Source organism: Ruegeria sp. YS9, from assembly GCF_024628725.1.
Taxonomy (GTDB): Bacteria; Pseudomonadota; Alphaproteobacteria; order Rhodobacterales; family Rhodobacteraceae; genus Ruegeria; species Ruegeria atlantica_C.
Map to the genome: position 1 here is coordinate 62,604 of NZ_CP102410.1, position 17,069 is coordinate 79,672.

Here is a 17,069-nt window from a genome sequence, read left to right on the forward strand (position 1 = left end):
AACCTGTCCGGAAACGCGGATTTCAGGCGGGGCTGAACGGATCTGAACCCCCGCACATCCCAATGAAATGGGCTGCTGTCTGCGTAATGGCGCGACATAATTCTGATCACGTTCGGACGCCACCGGCAGCGGCGCGACGCCGCCACCGGATAGACGGATGTGGGTAACCCTTCGTCACGGGCATTGCGTTGGCAGAGGCTGTCTTGCTCTGGGTTGACGAGCAAGGGACCTGTGGGTGCTTTTCACCCAGCCGGCTTTCGGTGTCTCCGACCCCTGCGATCAGACCCTTGCTTTTTCAAAGGCGGCCCAGGCGGTTTCGAATGCTTCGAAATCAAACGTGGGCTCGCGGGCTGCGTCCAGAACAATACGTTCTGTCGCCAAAAGCTTTTGGATTGCACCTTCCAATTGATCGACGACATCATTCGGTATGACCAATGCGCCATGACGATCGGCGTGAACCAGATCACCGGGCTCAACTGTCAGACCAAAAACCGAAACCTGAGTGTCAATCTCGCGGATGTGGACGAAACCGTGGCTCGGTCCGATGGAACCAGCGACAACCGGGAACCCTTGGGGCAAATCCCCCAGATCCCGCATGACACCATTGGTCAGAGCACCCGACATGCCGAAACCCTTGTGAACCGTCGTATTGATCTCACCCCAATAAGCGCCGATGCATTCGGGATAATCCAGATCCTCGACAACGGCGATTGAAGGGCCCGGTGCCTCGGCCATGTACTTGTAATAGGCCATACGTCGGGCTTTGATGACTTCGGGCGGCTCGGTCGGGGGATTGACTGCAGCGATCTTGGCAGTGCGCGCATAGCCGACGATGGCAGGCCCTTCGGGGGCCGAGCTTAGCATGGTGCCACGCGTGAACCTGTCGAACCCACGCCTGCCCTGTGCCACCTCGATGGCATTGCAGACAGTTGGCGTATCGACCTTGCGAAGCAAAGACAAAAGGGACGGTGTCATGTGTCCTCCAGCCAGCGGGACAGCGCCGCTGTTGTTTTTTCAGGTTGTTCCAATGTCGGGAGATGGCCCGCGTCGCCGATGATCTCAAGCGCGCTTCGTGGCAGCAGGTCATGCATAAGTCGGTGGCGTTCAACAGGGCAAAGCCGATCTTCGCGCCCACACAAAACCAGAACCCTTCCGGTATAAGCCGTCAGAGTCTTGCTTTGGTCCGGTCGGTTCATAAGTGCCTTGGACTGACGTATGAAAACGTCAGGGCCCAGGTCGGTGGCCATTGCCATGCACAGATCCAGGACCGCCCCCCGGTTCGGTCCGTCAGCCAGATAACCGGGCTTCATCTCGTCACGCATCACGGTCCTCAGCTGGCCGTTGCGCACGGCGGACATCTGCGGCGTTCGACGCGCTTTTACCTCTGGCGTTTCAGCCAGTGGATTGGTGTCAAGCAAAGCCAGACGCGAAACACGTTCGGGGGCTTGGCGCGTGACTTCCATCGCCACGATACCCCCCATGGACAGCCCGGCCAGCGCGAAGACCGGTGGCGCATTTCCAAGGATATCCCGGGCCATGGCCTCTATGCTGTCGTGATGAGACAACGGAAAGGTCATCACGGGCATTCTGCCCGACAGAGCATTAATCTGGGGGCCAAAAAGCCGGGCATCACACATCATGCCCGGCAACAAAATCAGAGGTTTCATGCCGAGGCCAGCTTTGCCCCTTCGGACAACGCCGCCAGCTTGGCATAGGCGATCTGGGGATCGACGGCGCCGAATCCCGCAAAAGTGCCAAAGCCGCAATCGCTGCCCGCGATCACCCGGTCCGGCCCCACGATTTCCGTGAACCGGTCAATCCGTTGGGCCACAAGTTCGGGATGTTCGACGAAATTGGTCGTGGTGTCGACCACGCCGGGCACCAGAACCTTGTCATCGGGAATCTCGGCCTTGCGGTCCCGGAACACTGTCCATTCATGGGCATGCCGCGGATTGGACGTTTCGAACAGGACATAGCGCGACTTGGTCGCCATCAGGGTGCTGAAGACCTTGTCCATGGCGATGTCACAGCAATGCGGGCCTTCGTAGTTGCCCCAGCATATATGTACCCGTACGCGATCCTGCGGGACGTTCTGAAGCGCGTGGTTCAGGGCCTCGACATGCATGTTAGCAATCTTGATGAACTCATCGTCCGACAGGTCGGTGAACAGCATGTGGCGCGACAAGGCGAGATCGGGGCAATCCAGTTGCAGGTCCAAACCGGCGGCGACGATGGTTTCGTATTCGTCCTTCATCGCGTCGGCCAATGCAGCTAGGTAGGCCTCGCGCGTTGGGTAGAAATCATTCTGCAAAAACAGCGAGATCACTCCGGGAGACGCTGCATTCATGAAACCGCGCTCGGCCCCGTGCCGCGCCATGGCCGCCTTGAGGTTGGCGATGTCCTTTTGCAACTCGCCTTGCCCTTTTGATCGCACCTCACCCGTGCACATCGGCCTTGCGTATTGTGGCGTACCGCCGTCATCGGCCAGTCTTTGCAGAAAGCCGGGGAACATTTTCAAGTCTGCCGGCGCGTTACGAGGGCTGTCGCCCGAAAACCCGGTGTAGCGATCCTTGACATAGGTCGCATAGGAGATTTTCGAAGTTTCGCCGTCGCTGACGATATCAACACCGGCTTCGACCTGTTTGCGCACCGTTTCGGCCACGGCGTTGGCCATGCAGGCATCAAAGGCGCCTGTGTCATAGGGTTCATCGTTTTCGCGGGCAAAAATAAAATCCACGACGTCCTGCGTTCGGGGCAGAGAGCCAACATGTGTTGTTTTTACGGTCATGGGGACCTCCTTAAATTTTTCGTGCCATCAGGATCGTGTGGCTTTGGGCTTCTGGGTCCTCGGCCAGGTATCCGGTCATTTGCAGCCCGTTTTCTTCGAGACACCCAGCGTAACCGGCCGGGGACAGCGAGGCGTGGTAGACAAGCTCTGATCCGACTGTGCCGCTGACCTCTCCGGCACGAGGTCCGACGGTCAGCATGAGCATTCCCTTGGGCCGCAAATGGCGCGCCATCCGGGCGATACAGTCTTTCTGCTCATCCGCCGTAAGGTGGAAAAAGCTGTTCCAGGCGATGATGCCGTCGAACTGTTGATCCAGTTCAAAGTTCCGCATATCTGCGTTGCGCCAGTCCCCATCGGGCCAACGGTCGCGTGCAATGGCAAGCATTGCGTCGGAAAAATCGATACCCGTGACGTCAAACCCTTCGGCCATGAACCAACGTGCGATGGGGTCGCCCGAACCACAGCCCAGGTCTAATACGCGGTCACCCGGTTTCAGGCTGGCCGTGAAGCGCGCCAGCCAGCGCGCTTCGAACAGGGCCTTGGAACGGCGCCTGTCATATTCGGTGGCCTGCCGTTCATAAACCGCGTGGGTGTCATTCGGGTCCGCGTTCATCCTGTCCAGGTCGCTCCTGCCGGGTCATCGGTTGCGGTGATGCGGTACAGGCCCGCCTGTCCGGTCATCGACGGTTGAATGCCGTAGGTTTCGCCGGGAAGAACCAAGGCCGTGTCGCCCACCGAGATTGTTGTCTCGTACCCGTCGATCGCAACACGCCAGTGACCGCTGGCCGGCATCAGAACCACTGGTTTCTCGGCAGCGATCGGTTGCGTCACCGCGGACCCGCGCCCCAGAAAATCGACCTCGAATCCGGGTTTGTCCTTGATCAACGCGTTTTCGCCAATCACCTTCGCGGGCTTATTGGCCGACAACGCCATCAGATCCCAATACCGCGCAACGTATTTGCCAACCACGTCCTCGACAGGAACTTCGGGATAGCTTTTCAGTTGTTCTTCGGTCAGCACAGGCATCGGGCGGACATTGTGGGGCAGGTCCTGGCCCAGTTTGGAGTCGTACAGAACGCCATTGTCGCCCAGCATCAGACCATGTGCCTGCGCATCTTCGATCACCTGAGGCGCCCATGTGACGCCGCCGCCCGCATCGTCTCCGCCCAGGATCGACATGATCATTCCGTAATCCTGTCCGACATTCTCAAAGCCCCGGAAAATCCCGGTTGGAATGTTGAAGATGTCTCCTTCCTCGGCGATGAATTCCCCGGCCGTGCCATAGCGGCCCCAGAAAAACCGCCAACGACCCTTGGCAACGAAAAAGACCTCGGCCGTGGTGTGGCTGTGCAGTGAGTTGCGGCATTTCGGCGGCTGCCCGGCCGCTCCGATGTTGAAGCCGATCTTGTCGGAGATGTGGACATGCTGGTCCGGAGATTCCGAGACGCCGCCGCCGATTATCGTGAAATTCTCTTTCTGATCGCTGCCGGGAGTATGGGCATCGATGAAAGCGGTTTTACAGGGTTGAAGCTCGCCATAGCGGACGATGCGGGAAGGGATGGGCGATTTTGTCATGACGTAGGATCCGATATTACGTTTTTGGAAAGAAAGCTCGTGTGCCCAAACAGGACACGCCCTTGCTTTCCGGGCGGGCGCAGGTTCAGTCGCCGCGCCCTCAGGCTTTGACGGTACATATGGAAACGCCGAATGGCCCGCGGCTCGGACAGACCGCCCGACAGGATGCGATATGAGACCGGGCGGCCCACTCAGACCTCGCCGTTCTGCAACAGGATCTGCTTCCAGACCGAGGTTTCATCGAACAGGGTGTATTCACGGCGCAACTGCGGCTGCCCCGTTATAAGCGCGCCGAATTCAGCGTGGCTGATCCCGAGGACATAAACCTGTGCACCAGTCGGCGCCCCGAACACACCCCAGCCGTCATGCTTGCCCCAAAGGCTCCAGCGAATGGCCGCGCGCGGAGGCATATCAGGGTCATCTCGCCCGATCTGATGCTCGATCTTGAATTCTGCATTCGGAAAACTCGCCCGCAGACCCATCCAGAAACGGTCGACGGCATCCCGGCCATGCCCTGTTACGCCGCCCACATATTCTGACTGAACAGCGCGGTCATATTCTGAACCGATCACGCCCATATCTGCGTTCATGATCCGCGTCAGAATGTCGGCGTAGCGCTTCCCCCATTCATTCTCGTTGCCGCGACCTTTGTAGGGACCAGGCTGATCGATTTCGGGGGTCAGGGGTTTGACGCAGTTTTCCTTGCCGCCTTCCCGGGCAATCAGATCGGCGGCGTATTCCTTGGGATCCCAGCCCATCTGGCGCACAATCGCGCCCTGATCGCGGATCAGCCATTCATCGTTGATCTGATTGTCGATGGCGTGGCAATCCGCAAGAATCCGGTAACGCAGCTTGGTGCCGGTGGGCTTGCCATAGACGCCCTCGGCCAAATGCGTGGCCGTTGAAATGATGCGGTGAGAGCTCAGCATGCCCTTTTCCGGCGTGCCGGACCAGATCACGTCTTCGCCCAGAAGCTGCCGGTCCGGAAACTCGGCCAGCGTTGCCATGGTTGCGCCGATCACACTCTGATTGCCCAACACCACCGAACCGGGTGAACGGACCACGATGTCATCGCTGTAATACTCATGCAGCGTGGCGATCCCCCGGTCTTCCCAGATCTCCTTGGTGATGCCGATGATGTAATCCGGAAAATCACGGAATTTCGGATCGAAGCCTTTCATGTCTCTGTCCTTTGTGGGGCCCATCCCTTGGGCAATCGAGCCGATGTGCGCACGATCAGCGGCCCATCAATGGCGACTTTGCGCGGTTCGGCTTTCGCCGGGGTGTCGATATGTTCGAAAAGGGCGGCAACGGTTTCGGCCACCATAAGGTTGGCCCGCTGCCGGATCGTCGTCAAATTGTAAGCTGGCCAACCGGCCGGCGGCACGTCGTCATAGCCCACGACCGAGACATCCTCGGGGACGCGCAGGCCAAGTTCAAAACGGATCACATCCATCGCCGCCAATGCCATGTGATCATTGGCCACAAATACGGCATCCGGCCGTCGTTCAGGGGCGACATCGAACATCCGACGGGCTGCTGTACGGGCGTTTTCCGTGTGAAACTCCCCTACTTCGTGTGCAAACAGTTCCTGCCCGGCCTCGGCCAGTGCGGCGCGATACCCGGCTTCGCGGTCCCGCTGCGTCGAGGCCCCTTGCCAACCTGCGATATAGGCAATCCGTTGGTGCCCACCGGCTAGCAGAAATTCCGCGACTTTGCGGCCCCCGGCATAGTTGTCGGACGTGACCGTGGTGATGCCCTCGATGTCCTGGCTGCGGTTGAACAGCACCACTGGCACCCCGGCCTGTTGGCAGCGCATGGCGATATCCGACGACATGGGCACCGAGGCCAGGATGACGCCATCCACCTGGTAATCGAGAATCTCTTCCATCACATCGTCGATGTTCCCGGCCGATCGTGAGGCCATGAAGATCAGCACGTGATAGCCTTGCTCCTGAAGGGCGTTTGACAGCTTCTCGAGCGCTTCCGGATAAAAATAGTTATCAAGGTAGCCCACCACCAAACCGATAATCCGGCTTTTCCCGGACACCATGGCGCGGGCCAGAACGTTTGGACGATAGCCCAGTTCAGCGGCGGCTTTGCGCACTTTCTCCTCGGTCTTTTTACTGACCGAGGCGCCGGGCGTGAATACGCGGCTGACGGCGGACTGGCTGACACCCGCCAGTTGGGCGACCTGAAGGGATGTAACTTTTTCCGCCATCAATCTGCCGTCCAACCCCCGTCAATCAACATCGAAGTACCGGTGACCAGAGCAGAGGCGTCTGACGCGAGATACCGCACCGCGCCCATGATGTCTTCGACCTCTCCGACCCGGTTCAGCTTGATCTTTTCCATGATCCACGCGGCACGTTCAGGATTGTCGAATGTGGATTGGGTCAGCGGCGTTCTGATGAAAGTCGGGCAGACAGTGTTGATCCGAATGCCTTGTTTGCCCCATTCGATGGCCATGGATTTGACCATGCCTTCCAGCCCATGTTTGGTCGCACAGTAAAGCGCCCGGTCGACCCCGCCGACATGCCCCATCTGGCTGGAGATGTGGATGATCGATCCCGGCTTTGCTGCCTTGATCAAAGCGCGGGCGGCGTAGGCGGACAGGAAATAGGCGGAACGCAAATTGACATTGGTGACAATATCGAAGTCATCGGGCGTGGTTTCGATGGCCGGGCTGTGGCGTGCGATCCCCGCCGAATTCACCACGATATCAAAGCAGCGCGATGCAAAAAGCTGTTCCAATGCGCGCAGATCACCCTGATCCATCACAAGCGCTTCGGCAGACCATCCCTTCTCTTTCAGAGCGGATACTGTCTCATTCAACCGATCCGCCCCTCTGGCCGCGCAAACAACATGTGCACCCGCCTCGGCCAAAGCCACTGCACAGCCCTGACCTATGCCAGACGAGGCTCCGGTAACGAGGGCGGATTTCCCGTTCAGGGAAAACGAAGGGGTGCGTGGCAATTCCGTCATCAGCTCATTCCATCCGGTATTTCAATGCGGCCCATATTCCGGGCCTTGTTGAATTCCCGCAGGCGGGCAAAAACGTCAACGCCAAGCTGCCGGTAGGCATCCAGCAAATCAACCAGCACCCAGTTTTCCCGGATCCTGCCGTTTTCCAAACGCCAGAAATCGAGGCTGCGCATGGTGATCTTCTTGCCTGACGGAGCGATGCCCATCCAGCCATCATCGGTGACGGTCTGGATCATGTTGGGCCAGCCCGTCACGGCCGCGTAATCCCCATCCCCGAAAAAGTGATAGGTGATGTCGTCCACGAACTGCCCGCGATCCGGCATTCCGTTCAGGAACGGGATCTGGTGCCAGTTGCGGAACCCTGCATACCCGCGCCCGGTGCCGATGCCCGAAGGGCCGTACCAGTTCATGCGGGGGTGCCAGAACCGCTCCATCTCCATCACTTCGGGGCCACCTTGGGACGGGTGTTTCTTGAGATGCTCCAGCATGTCGATGATGTGCTGGCAGGTCCGTTTGCCCTTGGCTTCATCATAAGGGCCGGGGACAAACCCGTCCTGGGTGGCAGGGCCGGGGACGTGCCATTCACGGCCCAGACTTGGCGCCATCGGCCAGGCATTTGCCTGCATCATGACTTCGGGGATGTCCCACAGGGCCTGCATCTCGACGATCTTGCCGTTTTCGAAGCGGTAGAATTCATGAAACCGCATCGTAACCTGATGACCCGTCGGTGGGATGTCCAGCCAGGGGGCGGTGAAAACACCGGTGTAATAGCCACCACATCCGATCCAATCTGCGCCGAACTCATCCGGGCCGGCCATGACGATATAATCCCGCCGTTCAAGATCGGGCCAGGCCGCCAGCAAGTCTTTGTAGCCAGTGTCATAGAAAGCATCACTGCCGATGCTGTCCCCAAAGGGATGACACAGACGGAACACGGCATCCGGTGACGTGATATCCGCGAAAGCCCGACGTACATCCGCCTCATTGAAATCGTACATCGCAGCCCTGAGCGGTTCGATCAGGGCTTTGTGATGCGTGTGTTTGTCACTCATTCAGCAGCGTCCCGGTAAGGCGCCGGCGCACCGTAGGGAACATTGATTCCGCCATATCGGCGCACACGAAGGTTGCACTGTTCAGCGTGACCAACGAACCCTTCGAGCATGCACAGGCGCGATCCATACTCGCCGATCAGCGTTGCGGCCTCATCGGTCAGAACCTTTTGATAGCTGTGCGTCTTCAGGTATTTACCAACCCAAAGACCACCCGTGTATCGCCCGGCCTTTTTGGTCGGCAGCGTGTGGTTGGTGCCAATCACCTTGTCCCCGTTCGAAACATTGGTGCGCGGCCCAAGGAACAACGCCCCATAGCAGGTCATGTTTTCAAGGAACCAGTCGTCTCGGTCGGTCATCACCTGCACATGTTCCGAGGCGATGTCATCGGCCACTTGCAGCATCTCATCATAGGTGTCGCAAACGATCACTTCGCCGTATTCTTCCCAAGACACCTTTGCGGTATCCGCGGTTGGCAGGATGCCCAGCAGCCGGTCGACCTCGGTCATGGTGTCATTGGCCAGATTGCGTGAGTTGGTCAGCAGAACGCAGGGGCTGTTGTATCCATGCTCGGCCTGCCCCAGAAGATCGGTTGCGCACAGTTCAGCATCTGCGGCGGTCTCGTCGGCAATGACCATCGTTTCGGTCGGCCCTGCAAAAAGATCGATCCCGACACGACCGAACAACTGACGTTTGGCTTCCGCGACAAAGGCGTTGCCGGGGCCAACAAGCATGTGAACCGGATCGATTGTTTCGGTGCCCAATGCCATGGCCCCGATGGCCTGAATGCCGCCCATGACATAGATCTCATGCGCGCCACCCAGGTGCATGGCGGCAATTACCGCTGCATTGGGTTTGCCCTGAAACGGGGGCGTGCAGGCGATGATGCGCGGAACACCGGCGACCGAGGCGGTCGCCACCGACATATGCGCCGAGGCGACCATCGGGAACTTGCCGCCCGGAACGTAGCATCCAACCGATTGCACCGGGATGTTCTTATGCCCCAGAATGACGCCGGGCAGGGTTTCGACCTCGATGTCCAGCATTGAATCCCGCTGCGCCTGCGCAAAGTTGCGCACCTGTTCCTGCGCGAACTTGATATCGGCCAGCTCACGATCGGACAATTGCCCGATCAGGTCATCAATTTCCCGCTGGCTCAGGCGGAACGAGGCTGGCGAGTAGTTGTCGAACTTCTCACTCAACGCACGCACTGCGGCATCCCCACGGGTTTCGATGTCTTTCAGTGTCGCTTCAACCACGGCGCGGGTCTTGGCATCATCCTCTGCCCGATCCGCATCGGATTTGCCGCGTTTAAGATACTCGATTGCCATCTTTCCAATCCTCAGTTTTCCGGCCGGGGCGGAGTCTTCTCGCCCCGGTCAAATGCTTCCCAGCCTTCGCCGTTGAACAGGTCCACGCCCAGCTGAGCCGCAACGTGGGCAAAGTCGACATTCACCCAGTTGTCGACGATCTTGCCGTCGACCACTTTCCAGAAGTCCATGTACCTGATCTCGACACGCCTGCCCGTGGGGGCGATGCCCAGAAACTCGCCGGAATGCGTGGCTTCCTGACGGCCAAACGCGGCGGCCCATTCACCCATGTAAAGGCGCGCTTCGTCAACGCAGACCTTATCCGAAAACGCGGCTTGAAACGGGCGCTGCCAATTGTCCTGAAACTCTTGCAGGCCGGTCTTGGTGCCGCAGCCCTGATTGCCCATCCAGCGAAAACCTTCGGCGAAGAATTCACCGATGTCATCGATGCGGTGGTCATTCAGACCATCCACCATTGTTTCGATCACGCGGCGCGTGTCGTCGGTTTTGCTCATGTCCGTGTCGCGGGTCAGAACCGCTTGTTCGGGACGGGAACCTTTCATCTTTCTATCCTTTCAGGTTGCCGAGGGAAGGGATTGGGACGTGCGGCCCCAATGCTCAGAAAGTCCCTTGGCATCCTGTTCAGCGCCGGGTGGCGCGACATGGCGTTATGTCGGGCGTTCTTGCTCATCAGCCTTTCACCGCCCCGGCTGTCAGACCGCTGACGATCTGGCGTTGGAAAATCAGGACAAGGAAGATCAGTGGCGCGGTGATCGACACGGCAGCGGCAACCGCAACGACCTGATCGGTTGTCGTGGTCTCGCGGTTGAACATGCCGACGATGGCGGGAACCATGGTCTGGTTCTGCGCATCAAGCAGCAGCGCGGTGACCAGAAAATCGTTGTACGCCAGCAGGAAGCTGAACAGCCCTGTGGTTATGACACCCGGCCACATCACCGGCATGATGACACGGCGGAAGGCCTGAAAGTGGCTGCACCCATCCACGCGGGCGGCCTCGTCCAATTCGGCCGGGATGTTCTGGAAGAACGAGCGTAGCATCCAGATCGTGAAGGGCTGATTGATCGCGACCAGCACCGCGATCACAGCGAAGGGTTTGCCGTACAGGGTTGGTGCGTTTTCCCCCAGGATCGGGCTGAGCCATTCGGCCGAATTGATGAAAACCGGCAGATAGCCCGCCACCAGAACCGAATGTGGCAGGGCTCGGAACACCAGTGCAACGATCAGGATCCAGAAGGCCAAAGTCGACCCTGACCGGGCCAGACCGTAGCCTGCCAACGTGCCCACGGTCAGCGACACGGTCACCACGCCCGTTGTGACAATCAGCGAATTCTTGAAGTTGTTCGAAAAGCCCCGGTCGATCCAGACGGTTTTGTAATGCTCGGTCGTCAGACCAAGCACATCCCGTCCCAGCGGGCCAAACAGCGGGTTCAACACGTTCAGGAGTGCAGGCAGGACGACGAAGAACACCAGCAGGAAACCCACCAGCACGGCCAGCACACCGATCAGCCAGCCGAACCATTCCTGTCCGGGTTTGCTGTAGGACCTGACCATTGAAGGTAACGTTCGGGTCGCCACGAGGATCGTGCCCCAGATGACCGCGATGCCCAGAATGATATCCAGCAGTGACAAGCCCTTTCCGACGCTCAGCGTGGCCGGCCCGAAGATCACGTTCAGCGCGTTGCCGTCGAACGCATCGACGGGTGATTTGAAGCTCATCACCACGATCCAGAAGATCGGGAAGGCCGCGATCAGGCACCAGAGCGCAAGGAAGATGTTCGAGGTCAACCGCAGGCTGAAGGGCTGGCGAAGCGCACGCGAGGACATGTCAGTGACCTCCTTTATGGTCGCGCCACGTACGGCGCAGCGGCAGGATAAGCAGGATGACGACACCGATCATGGTCAGCATCGAGTTGGCGGACGCCCGGCTGATCGACCGGTTGCCGGCCTGATCCGGCGTCAGATAGTCGAAGGTCAGCCATTGCAGCGAGATGACGTAGCCCTGGCTTGAAAAACCGACGATCTCTTCGAACACGCGGTAGCTGTCCATCAGGTGGATCATCGACACGAAGATGATCAGCGGCATCAGGTGTGGAATGACGATGTATTTCAGGCGCTGCCATCGGGTCGCACCGTCAATCACGGCACTTTCCAGGCTGTCCTGATTGACCGTTTGCAGCCCGGCATAGAAGACAATGGCGGCAAAGGGTGCCACGTGCCAGACGCGGTAGAGCATCATCAGTAACTCGATGGTCCAGGCTTGGGCGAACAAGGCGATGTCCCGGTTCAGCCACCATTCCATCATAGCGGTCAGGATACCGTCGCCCCGAAACAGCCAGTTGATCGACAGCACACCGATCACGGGTGTGATGATGAAGGGCAGCAGGGACACAAAGATCACAGGCCCGCGGATGGACCGCGCGGCATTGTTTATCAGGATTGCTATTCCAAGCCCGCACCCGACCACCAGCGGCAGAGTGATCAAGGTGAAGGTCAGGGTGAACCGAAGCGCCTTCCAGAAGTTGATCGTAGACAGCACATGCCAACTGCCGTCGCTTATGGCGCGCCATGCGCGTTCAGGCTCCAACACGTTGCGATAGCTTTGCAAGCCGACATATTGGGTTTGGGTAATGACCTCGCCATGTTCGTCGAGCTTTGGCTGCGAAACCATCTCGGTCACGCAGGTCTGCGTCAGGAAACCGGGCGTGCAGGTTTCCTTTTCGACAGTCTCATAGATCGGCTGGGTGACATAGAAACTCTGCTTGAACACGCTGATCAACGGGAACGCGATGAAGAGAAGCATCATAAAGACAGAGGGGCCGACAAACGCGGCAAATGTCCGGTAATTCATGGCTCTGCCTTTCTCATGACTCTCGAGGGGAAGGGGCGGGAGGGCCGTAGCCCTCCCACGGGAGGATCAGTTGCTGATCAGACCTGCTTCTTTCGCGGCAGTGATGTAATCCGCCTCGATATCGGCCAGCGTTGTCTGAGCATCCTTGGCGCCGGTCAGGTAGTCGGCCAGACCGTTGCCCAGGGCAGTGTGCATGATGCCCATCGGGCCAGATGCCGGGTACGCCTTTGCACCCGCTTCAGCCGAAGCTGCTGCTCCTGCCGCCAAAGCACCCGCTGAATAGGCAGGGCTCAGCCAAACAGCGACGTCGTTGTTTGCGCTGACCATCTCGCTGTCCATGCCCTCAAGCGCGACGCGGAATGCGGCATCTGCTTCTTCGTCGCTCATGTTCGACGCCAGAACGATGCCATCCCACCAGATGGTGGTTGCCGGCGCTGCCGAACCCATAGGAGCGGCTGCCATGGTGACTTTGCCAACGACCTGGCTTTCGGCCTCGTCATTCATCGCGGCTGCACGGCTGGCCCAAAGGTTCGCCATGGCGATCTTGCCCTGCTGGAACTGTTGCTGAACATAGGTCGAGTCAGAAACCAGATATTCCGGATCCATGTACTCGGTCATGGCTTTCAATGTCTCAAGTGCCGCAACGCCCTGTTCGTTGTTGATCGCGGGCATGTTGCCATCGCCAAAGAACGAGCCGCCTTCGCCAAGGTACATGTTGACGAATTCCTGGCCGAGGTTCCAACCGGTCTTGAACGTCCCACCAATGGGATAGTCCATGACACCGGCTTCCTTGATCTTGGCAGCCGCGGCCAAGACGTCATCATAGGTTTTTGGTTCTTCGATGCCCAGTTCAGCCAGAACATCATCGCGATACATCAGGTGCTGCGCATTCACCATCATCGCAATGGCCATGGTCTTGCCATCGACCTTGATCAACTGGTTGGGCAGCAAATCCTGACCGTATTTTTCAACCAGATCATCCAGCGGGCGGATCGTGCCTGCGTTCAGCAACGGCACCAGGGTCGCGTTCGATACACCGCCAATCTGATAAAGTGCGGGATCCGCAGCAAATGCTTCGGGTTGCTTTTCGCGGAATTCCTGATCCAGCGATGCGCTGAAATTGCCGCATTCTGCCATCGCATCGGTGACCGCCTTCCAGGCTTCAAAACCGGCGGACAGTGATTTTAGCGGCACATAGTTTTCAAAGGCGCAATCTGCCCACGCGCCGGTGGCGGCGATGGACATGGCACCGGCCATGAGGATCGTCTTGAGTTTCATAGGTTTCTCCCTGTCAGGATCGGTCCGTCGTCGACGTCCGGACCGGCGTTATGCCCTTGCGGGCCGTTTGTGGGGTCAGCCCCCGATCCGCGCACCGCTTCCAGCTTCGAAGAGGTGACAGATTTCCGTCGGCACCGAGAACGAGACCGTTTCGCCAATCTCGGCGCGGAATGCTTTGTCTGCTTTCACCGAAACCAGAGCTCCGCCGACCCGAACCGAGATCATGGTCGCGTCGCCCAGCAATTCCAGCGTATAGATCGGAGCGGTGATCTGACCTTTGCCATCGGCAAGGCTGGCATCTTCGGCCCTGAAGCCCAGTGTCATTGGGCCATCCGGTGCGTCCACAGCAATTTCGACATGCTCGGCGCGGAATATTCCGCCGGCAACTTCGCCATCCATCAAATTCATTGCAGGTGAACCGATGAAGCTGGCGACGAACGTATTCGCGGGACGGTCATAGATTTCGGTCGGGCTTCCGACCTGCTGAACCACGCCCTGTTTCATCACGACGACGCGGTCGGCAAGGGTCATGGCCTCGATCTGGTCGTGGGTGACGTAAATGGTGGTGACGGCCAGCTCATGGCTCAGGTTCTTGATCTGGGCCCGGGTGGAAACCCGCAGCTTGGCGTCCAGATTGGACAACGGCTCGTCCATCAGGAACACGTTGGGTTCGCGAACGATGGCACGCGCAAGTGCCACACGCTGTCTCTGACCACCCGACAACTCGGCTGGCTTGCGATGCAGAAAATCGTCCAGTTCAACCATCGCGCTGGCGCGGCGCACTTTTTCGTCGTGGGTTGCCGGGTCGATACCACGCACTTTCAGCGGAAAGCGGATGTTCTCGTAAACGTTCATGTTGGGATACAGAGCGTAGCTTTGGAACACCATCGCCACGTCGCGGTCCTTGGGCTCCAGATCATTGATCACGTTGCCGTCGACAAGGATTTCGCCCTCCGTCACGTCTTCAAGGCCGGCAATCATGCGCATGGTGGTTGTCTTGCCGCAGCCGGATGGGCCAAGCAGCACCAGAAACTCGCGATCTGCAATCGTCAGGTCGAACTTGTGAACCCCAACGAATGAGCCCCATCGCTTGCCGACGTTCCGCAATTGAATTTCCGCCATGGTGCCCCCTGCAAGGAATCGTTTTGCATACGTTTGCAAAACTGTAATTCGCATGTATCAAATCAGGCAAGACTTTTTTGCATACGTATGCAAAAATGGCGGGGGAAATCCGACTCAATCTGGCTTCACGCCGCTCGCAAAACTATGACTACAATGGTAAAACCGTGAACTTTCAGACAGAAAAAAAACTGGTCTCTGCGTTTCACACCGCACTGGACTCCGCCACAGTGACGGAAACTCCGAAGGTGATGAGCCAATTCTGCGCTTCGGATTTGAGGTGGCGCGGCTTTCACCCGTTCAACGAAATCAACGGCGCCGAACAGGTTGCCCGGCAATTCTGGCAACCGCTGAAGGGCAGCCTTGCTCACGTGCAGAACCGAGTGGATATTCTGTTTGCGGGGCAAAACGCGTTGCGCAAGGAAACCGACGTTTGGGTTGTTGCCATGGGCCATCTGATGGGGCTGTTCGACCGACCGTGGCTGGGTATTCGCCCGACCGGCAAGATGGCATTCCTGCGCTATTGCGCGTTCTACAAGGTGGCCGGCGGCAGAATTGTCGAAACGGCGATGTATTTCGACATCCCGCACCTGATGGTCCAGGCTGGCCAGAACCCGTTCCCGCCCCAGACCGCGGCACATCTGGTGCAGCCCGGACCGAGGTCCCATGATGGTTTGCTGCTTGATGAGCAACCCGCAGACGAAGGCGAAAAGACGCTGGCGGTCATCAACGCGATGATTGCGGATCTGGGTCGTTGGGACAGCGGACTGTCGCTGGAAGAAGAATTGGCGCGAACGTGGCATCAGGACATGATCTGGTGGGGCCCCGAAGGAATTGGCGCGACCTACACGATAGAACGCTATGCCAGGCAACACTCTGGCCCGTTTCGCGCCGCCTTCACGGACCGGTCAAAGACCAATCACGTCTGCCGTCTGGCCGAAGGGCATTACGGTGGCTTCTTTGGATGGCCCAACTTCACTGCCACACCCACAGGGGGTTTCATGGGGATGCCAGCCACCGGCAAACCCGGCGAATTCAGGGTGATCGATATCTATCGCCGCGTCGAAGACAAGCTGGCCGAAAACTGGATCTTCATCGACTTGCTGCATTTCTGGAAAGGGCAGGGTGTGGATATTCTGGCGCGCACCACCGGGATCGAAGCATCATGAAGATAGATGCGCATCACCACCTGTGGGACCTTTCCGCCGTGCACTACCCCTGGCTTACAGAGAAAGGTATCGTTCGGTTTTTCGGCGATCCGTCTTCCATCCAGCGGGACTATTTGCTGCCGGAGTTTCGCGCGGACGCCGAAGCCATGGGGTTCGGCGCTTCGGTTCACATTCAGGTCGGCGCCGCTGACCCTTGGGCCGAGGCGCAGTGGGTACAATCCGTTGCCGACCAGTTCCCGGACTGGCCGTTGGTGCAGGTGGCATTCTGCGATCTGACATCGGATGATCTGGATGCACAGCTCGACCGTCTTCAAACCCTGCCTTCAGTGCGTGGCGTTCGTCAGATAATTGGCCGGGCTCCGGGTGAAGACGCGCTTTCAGGGACCAACGTCCTGCTGCAAGACCCAAAATTCTTGGAAGGTCTTGTGAATCTGGGTGCGCGCGGTCTTTCCTTTGATCTTCAACTGCTGCCTGAGCTGATGGGGCAAACCGCGAATGTCCTTGCACAGGCTCCGGAGACCCGGATCGCTCTTTGCCACGCAGGGTCACCATACGACCGGACTCCGCAAGGGTTGCGACGGTGGGCAGATGAATTGACGGCCTTGTCAAACCTGCCACATGTCTTTTGCAAACTCTCCGGCCTGGGAATGTTCGACCACAACTGGAACGCTGAAAGTGTCTCGCCGATCGTTTCAACTTGCCTGTCCCAGTTTGGCGCCGATCGCTGCATGTTCGGATCGAATTTCCCGGTCGACAGCCTTACTTCGACCTACACGGAAGCCGTTTCCCGGCATGAGAAACTCATCCCGGGGTCGATGCTGGACGACGTCTTTCGCGGTACGTCAGAACGTTTCTATCGCATTGAATAGCGACGGTCGTGACAACTGGACTCCCTGCACCGGTTTTCTGAGACGGCTTGGCAATCCC

17 protein-coding genes are annotated in these 17,069 nt (G+C 58.6%); 2 read left to right on the plus strand and 15 right to left on the minus strand.

The window, feature by feature from the left end:
- Window positions 1-279: 279 nt before the first annotated feature.
- From NOR97_RS16705 to NOR97_RS16775, 15 genes are all read right to left on the minus strand, one after another.
- Window positions 280-975 carry an RraA family protein gene (locus tag NOR97_RS16705; protein WP_257601203.1) on the minus strand — a complete coding sequence of 232 codons (696 nt, stop codon included), beginning with the start codon at window positions 973-975 and terminating at the stop codon, window positions 280-282.
- The gene (locus tag NOR97_RS16710; RefSeq protein WP_257601204.1) at window positions 972-1,667 is read right to left on the minus strand and encodes an alpha/beta fold hydrolase; all 696 of its coding nucleotides are present in this window, start codon (window positions 1,665-1,667) and stop codon (window positions 972-974) included. The genes NOR97_RS16705 and NOR97_RS16710 overlap by 4 nt, the downstream gene beginning before the upstream one ends.
- On the minus strand, window positions 1,664-2,788 hold the full coding sequence (locus NOR97_RS16715) for a cobalamin-independent methionine synthase II family protein (protein WP_257601205.1): 1,125 nt from the start codon (window positions 2,786-2,788) through the stop codon (window positions 1,664-1,666). Before NOR97_RS16715 ends, NOR97_RS16710 begins: the two co-directional genes overlap by 4 nt.
- A gap of 10 nt (window positions 2,789-2,798) precedes the next feature.
- Window positions 2,799-3,401 carry a trans-aconitate 2-methyltransferase gene (locus tag NOR97_RS16720; RefSeq protein ID WP_170346854.1) on the minus strand — a complete coding sequence of 201 codons (603 nt, stop codon included), beginning with the start codon at window positions 3,399-3,401 and terminating at the stop codon, window positions 2,799-2,801.
- Complete coding sequence (locus tag NOR97_RS16725; RefSeq protein ID WP_170346855.1) at window positions 3,398-4,363, minus strand: cupin; 966 nt, start codon at window positions 4,361-4,363, stop codon at window positions 3,398-3,400. The genes NOR97_RS16720 and NOR97_RS16725 overlap by 4 nt, the downstream gene beginning before the upstream one ends.
- A 191-nt stretch (window positions 4,364-4,554) precedes the next feature.
- Window positions 4,555-5,544, minus strand: coding sequence for an ester cyclase (locus NOR97_RS16730; protein ID WP_257601206.1), 990 nt, complete (start codon window positions 5,542-5,544; stop codon window positions 4,555-4,557).
- Window positions 5,541-6,584 (minus strand): LacI family DNA-binding transcriptional regulator, encoded by a 1,044-nt coding sequence (locus tag NOR97_RS16735; RefSeq protein ID WP_216600343.1) that lies wholly within the window; start codon window positions 6,582-6,584, stop codon window positions 5,541-5,543. Before NOR97_RS16735 ends, NOR97_RS16730 begins: the two co-directional genes overlap by 4 nt.
- Entirely contained in the window at window positions 6,584-7,348 is a 765-nt protein-coding gene (locus tag NOR97_RS16740; RefSeq protein WP_257601207.1) for an SDR family NAD(P)-dependent oxidoreductase, read from the minus strand. The genes NOR97_RS16735 and NOR97_RS16740 overlap by 1 nt, the downstream gene beginning before the upstream one ends.
- Window positions 7,348-8,400, minus strand: coding sequence for an ester cyclase (locus tag NOR97_RS16745; protein ID WP_257601208.1), 1,053 nt, complete (start codon window positions 8,398-8,400; stop codon window positions 7,348-7,350). Before NOR97_RS16745 ends, NOR97_RS16740 begins: the two co-directional genes overlap by 1 nt.
- A complete protein-coding gene (gene hisD / locus NOR97_RS16750; RefSeq protein ID WP_170346860.1) occupies window positions 8,397-9,728 on the minus strand; it encodes a histidinol dehydrogenase in 1,332 nt (443 codons plus the stop codon). Before hisD ends, NOR97_RS16745 begins: the two co-directional genes overlap by 4 nt.
- Before the next feature lie 11 nt (window positions 9,729-9,739).
- Window positions 9,740-10,270 (minus strand): ester cyclase, encoded by a 531-nt coding sequence (locus NOR97_RS16755; RefSeq protein ID WP_257601209.1) that lies wholly within the window; start codon window positions 10,268-10,270, stop codon window positions 9,740-9,742.
- Between the two features lie 127 nt (window positions 10,271-10,397).
- Window positions 10,398-11,552, minus strand: a complete 1,155-nt coding sequence (locus tag NOR97_RS16760) for a carbohydrate ABC transporter permease (protein WP_171170237.1) — start codon at window positions 11,550-11,552, stop codon at window positions 10,398-10,400.
- A 1-nt stretch (window position 11,553) separates the two neighbouring features.
- On the minus strand, window positions 11,554-12,576 hold the full coding sequence (locus tag NOR97_RS16765; protein WP_257601210.1) for a carbohydrate ABC transporter permease: 1,023 nt from the start codon (window positions 12,574-12,576) through the stop codon (window positions 11,554-11,556).
- Between the two features lie 66 nt (window positions 12,577-12,642).
- Window positions 12,643-13,854 (minus strand): ABC transporter substrate-binding protein, encoded by a 1,212-nt coding sequence (locus NOR97_RS16770; RefSeq protein WP_257601211.1) that lies wholly within the window; start codon window positions 13,852-13,854, stop codon window positions 12,643-12,645.
- Window positions 13,855-13,929: 75 nt separating this feature from the next.
- Window positions 13,930-14,976, minus strand: coding sequence for an ABC transporter ATP-binding protein (locus tag NOR97_RS16775; protein ID WP_257601212.1), 1,047 nt, complete (start codon window positions 14,974-14,976; stop codon window positions 13,930-13,932).
- A 164-nt stretch (window positions 14,977-15,140) separates the two neighbouring features.
- Between NOR97_RS16775 and NOR97_RS16780 the strand changes: the two genes are divergently transcribed.
- Both NOR97_RS16780 and NOR97_RS16785 read left to right on the plus strand, forming a co-directional pair.
- Window positions 15,141-16,142, plus strand: coding sequence for a nuclear transport factor 2 family protein (locus NOR97_RS16780; protein ID WP_257601213.1), 1,002 nt, complete (start codon window positions 15,141-15,143; stop codon window positions 16,140-16,142).
- On the plus strand, window positions 16,139-17,011 hold the full coding sequence (locus tag NOR97_RS16785; RefSeq protein ID WP_257601214.1) for an amidohydrolase: 873 nt from the start codon (window positions 16,139-16,141) through the stop codon (window positions 17,009-17,011). The genes NOR97_RS16780 and NOR97_RS16785 overlap by 4 nt, the downstream gene beginning before the upstream one ends.
- The last annotated feature ends 58 nt before the right edge of the window (window positions 17,012-17,069 follow it).

What these genes read in the sequence shown, in the direction of transcription:
- NOR97_RS16705 (WP_257601203.1), bottom strand. Translation starts at nt 975, where the DNA reads ATGACACCGTCCCTTTTGTCTTTGCTTCGCAAGGTCGATACGCCAACT.
- NOR97_RS16710 (WP_257601204.1), bottom strand. Translation starts at nt 1,667, where the DNA reads ATGAAACCTCTGATTTTGTTGCCGGGCATGATGTGTGATGCCCGGCTT.
- NOR97_RS16715 (WP_257601205.1), bottom strand. Translation starts at nt 2,788, where the DNA reads ATGACCGTAAAAACAACACATGTTGGCTCTCTGCCCCGAACGCAGGAC.
- NOR97_RS16720 (WP_170346854.1), bottom strand. Translation starts at nt 3,401, where the DNA reads ATGAACGCGGACCCGAATGACACCCACGCGGTTTATGAACGGCAGGCC.
- NOR97_RS16725 (WP_170346855.1), bottom strand. Translation starts at nt 4,363, where the DNA reads ATGACAAAATCGCCCATCCCTTCCCGCATCGTCCGCTATGGCGAGCTT.
- NOR97_RS16730 (WP_257601206.1), bottom strand. Translation starts at nt 5,544, where the DNA reads ATGAAAGGCTTCGATCCGAAATTCCGTGATTTTCCGGATTACATCATC.
- NOR97_RS16735 (WP_216600343.1), bottom strand. Translation starts at nt 6,584, where the DNA reads ATGGCGGAAAAAGTTACATCCCTTCAGGTCGCCCAACTGGCGGGTGTC.
- NOR97_RS16740 (WP_257601207.1), bottom strand. Translation starts at nt 7,348, where the DNA reads ATGACGGAATTGCCACGCACCCCTTCGTTTTCCCTGAACGGGAAATCC.
- NOR97_RS16745 (WP_257601208.1), bottom strand. Translation starts at nt 8,400, where the DNA reads ATGAGTGACAAACACACGCATCACAAAGCCCTGATCGAACCGCTCAGG.
- hisD (WP_170346860.1), bottom strand. Translation starts at nt 9,728, where the DNA reads ATGGCAATCGAGTATCTTAAACGCGGCAAATCCGATGCGGATCGGGCA.
- NOR97_RS16755 (WP_257601209.1), bottom strand. Translation starts at nt 10,270, where the DNA reads ATGAAAGGTTCCCGTCCCGAACAAGCGGTTCTGACCCGCGACACGGAC.
- NOR97_RS16760 (WP_171170237.1), bottom strand. Translation starts at nt 11,552, where the DNA reads ATGTCCTCGCGTGCGCTTCGCCAGCCCTTCAGCCTGCGGTTGACCTCG.
- NOR97_RS16765 (WP_257601210.1), bottom strand. Translation starts at nt 12,576, where the DNA reads ATGAATTACCGGACATTTGCCGCGTTTGTCGGCCCCTCTGTCTTTATG.
- NOR97_RS16770 (WP_257601211.1), bottom strand. Translation starts at nt 13,854, where the DNA reads ATGAAACTCAAGACGATCCTCATGGCCGGTGCCATGTCCATCGCCGCC.
- NOR97_RS16775 (WP_257601212.1), bottom strand. Translation starts at nt 14,976, where the DNA reads ATGGCGGAAATTCAATTGCGGAACGTCGGCAAGCGATGGGGCTCATTC.
- NOR97_RS16785 (WP_257601214.1), top strand. Translation starts at nt 16,139, where the DNA reads ATGAAGATAGATGCGCATCACCACCTGTGGGACCTTTCCGCCGTGCAC.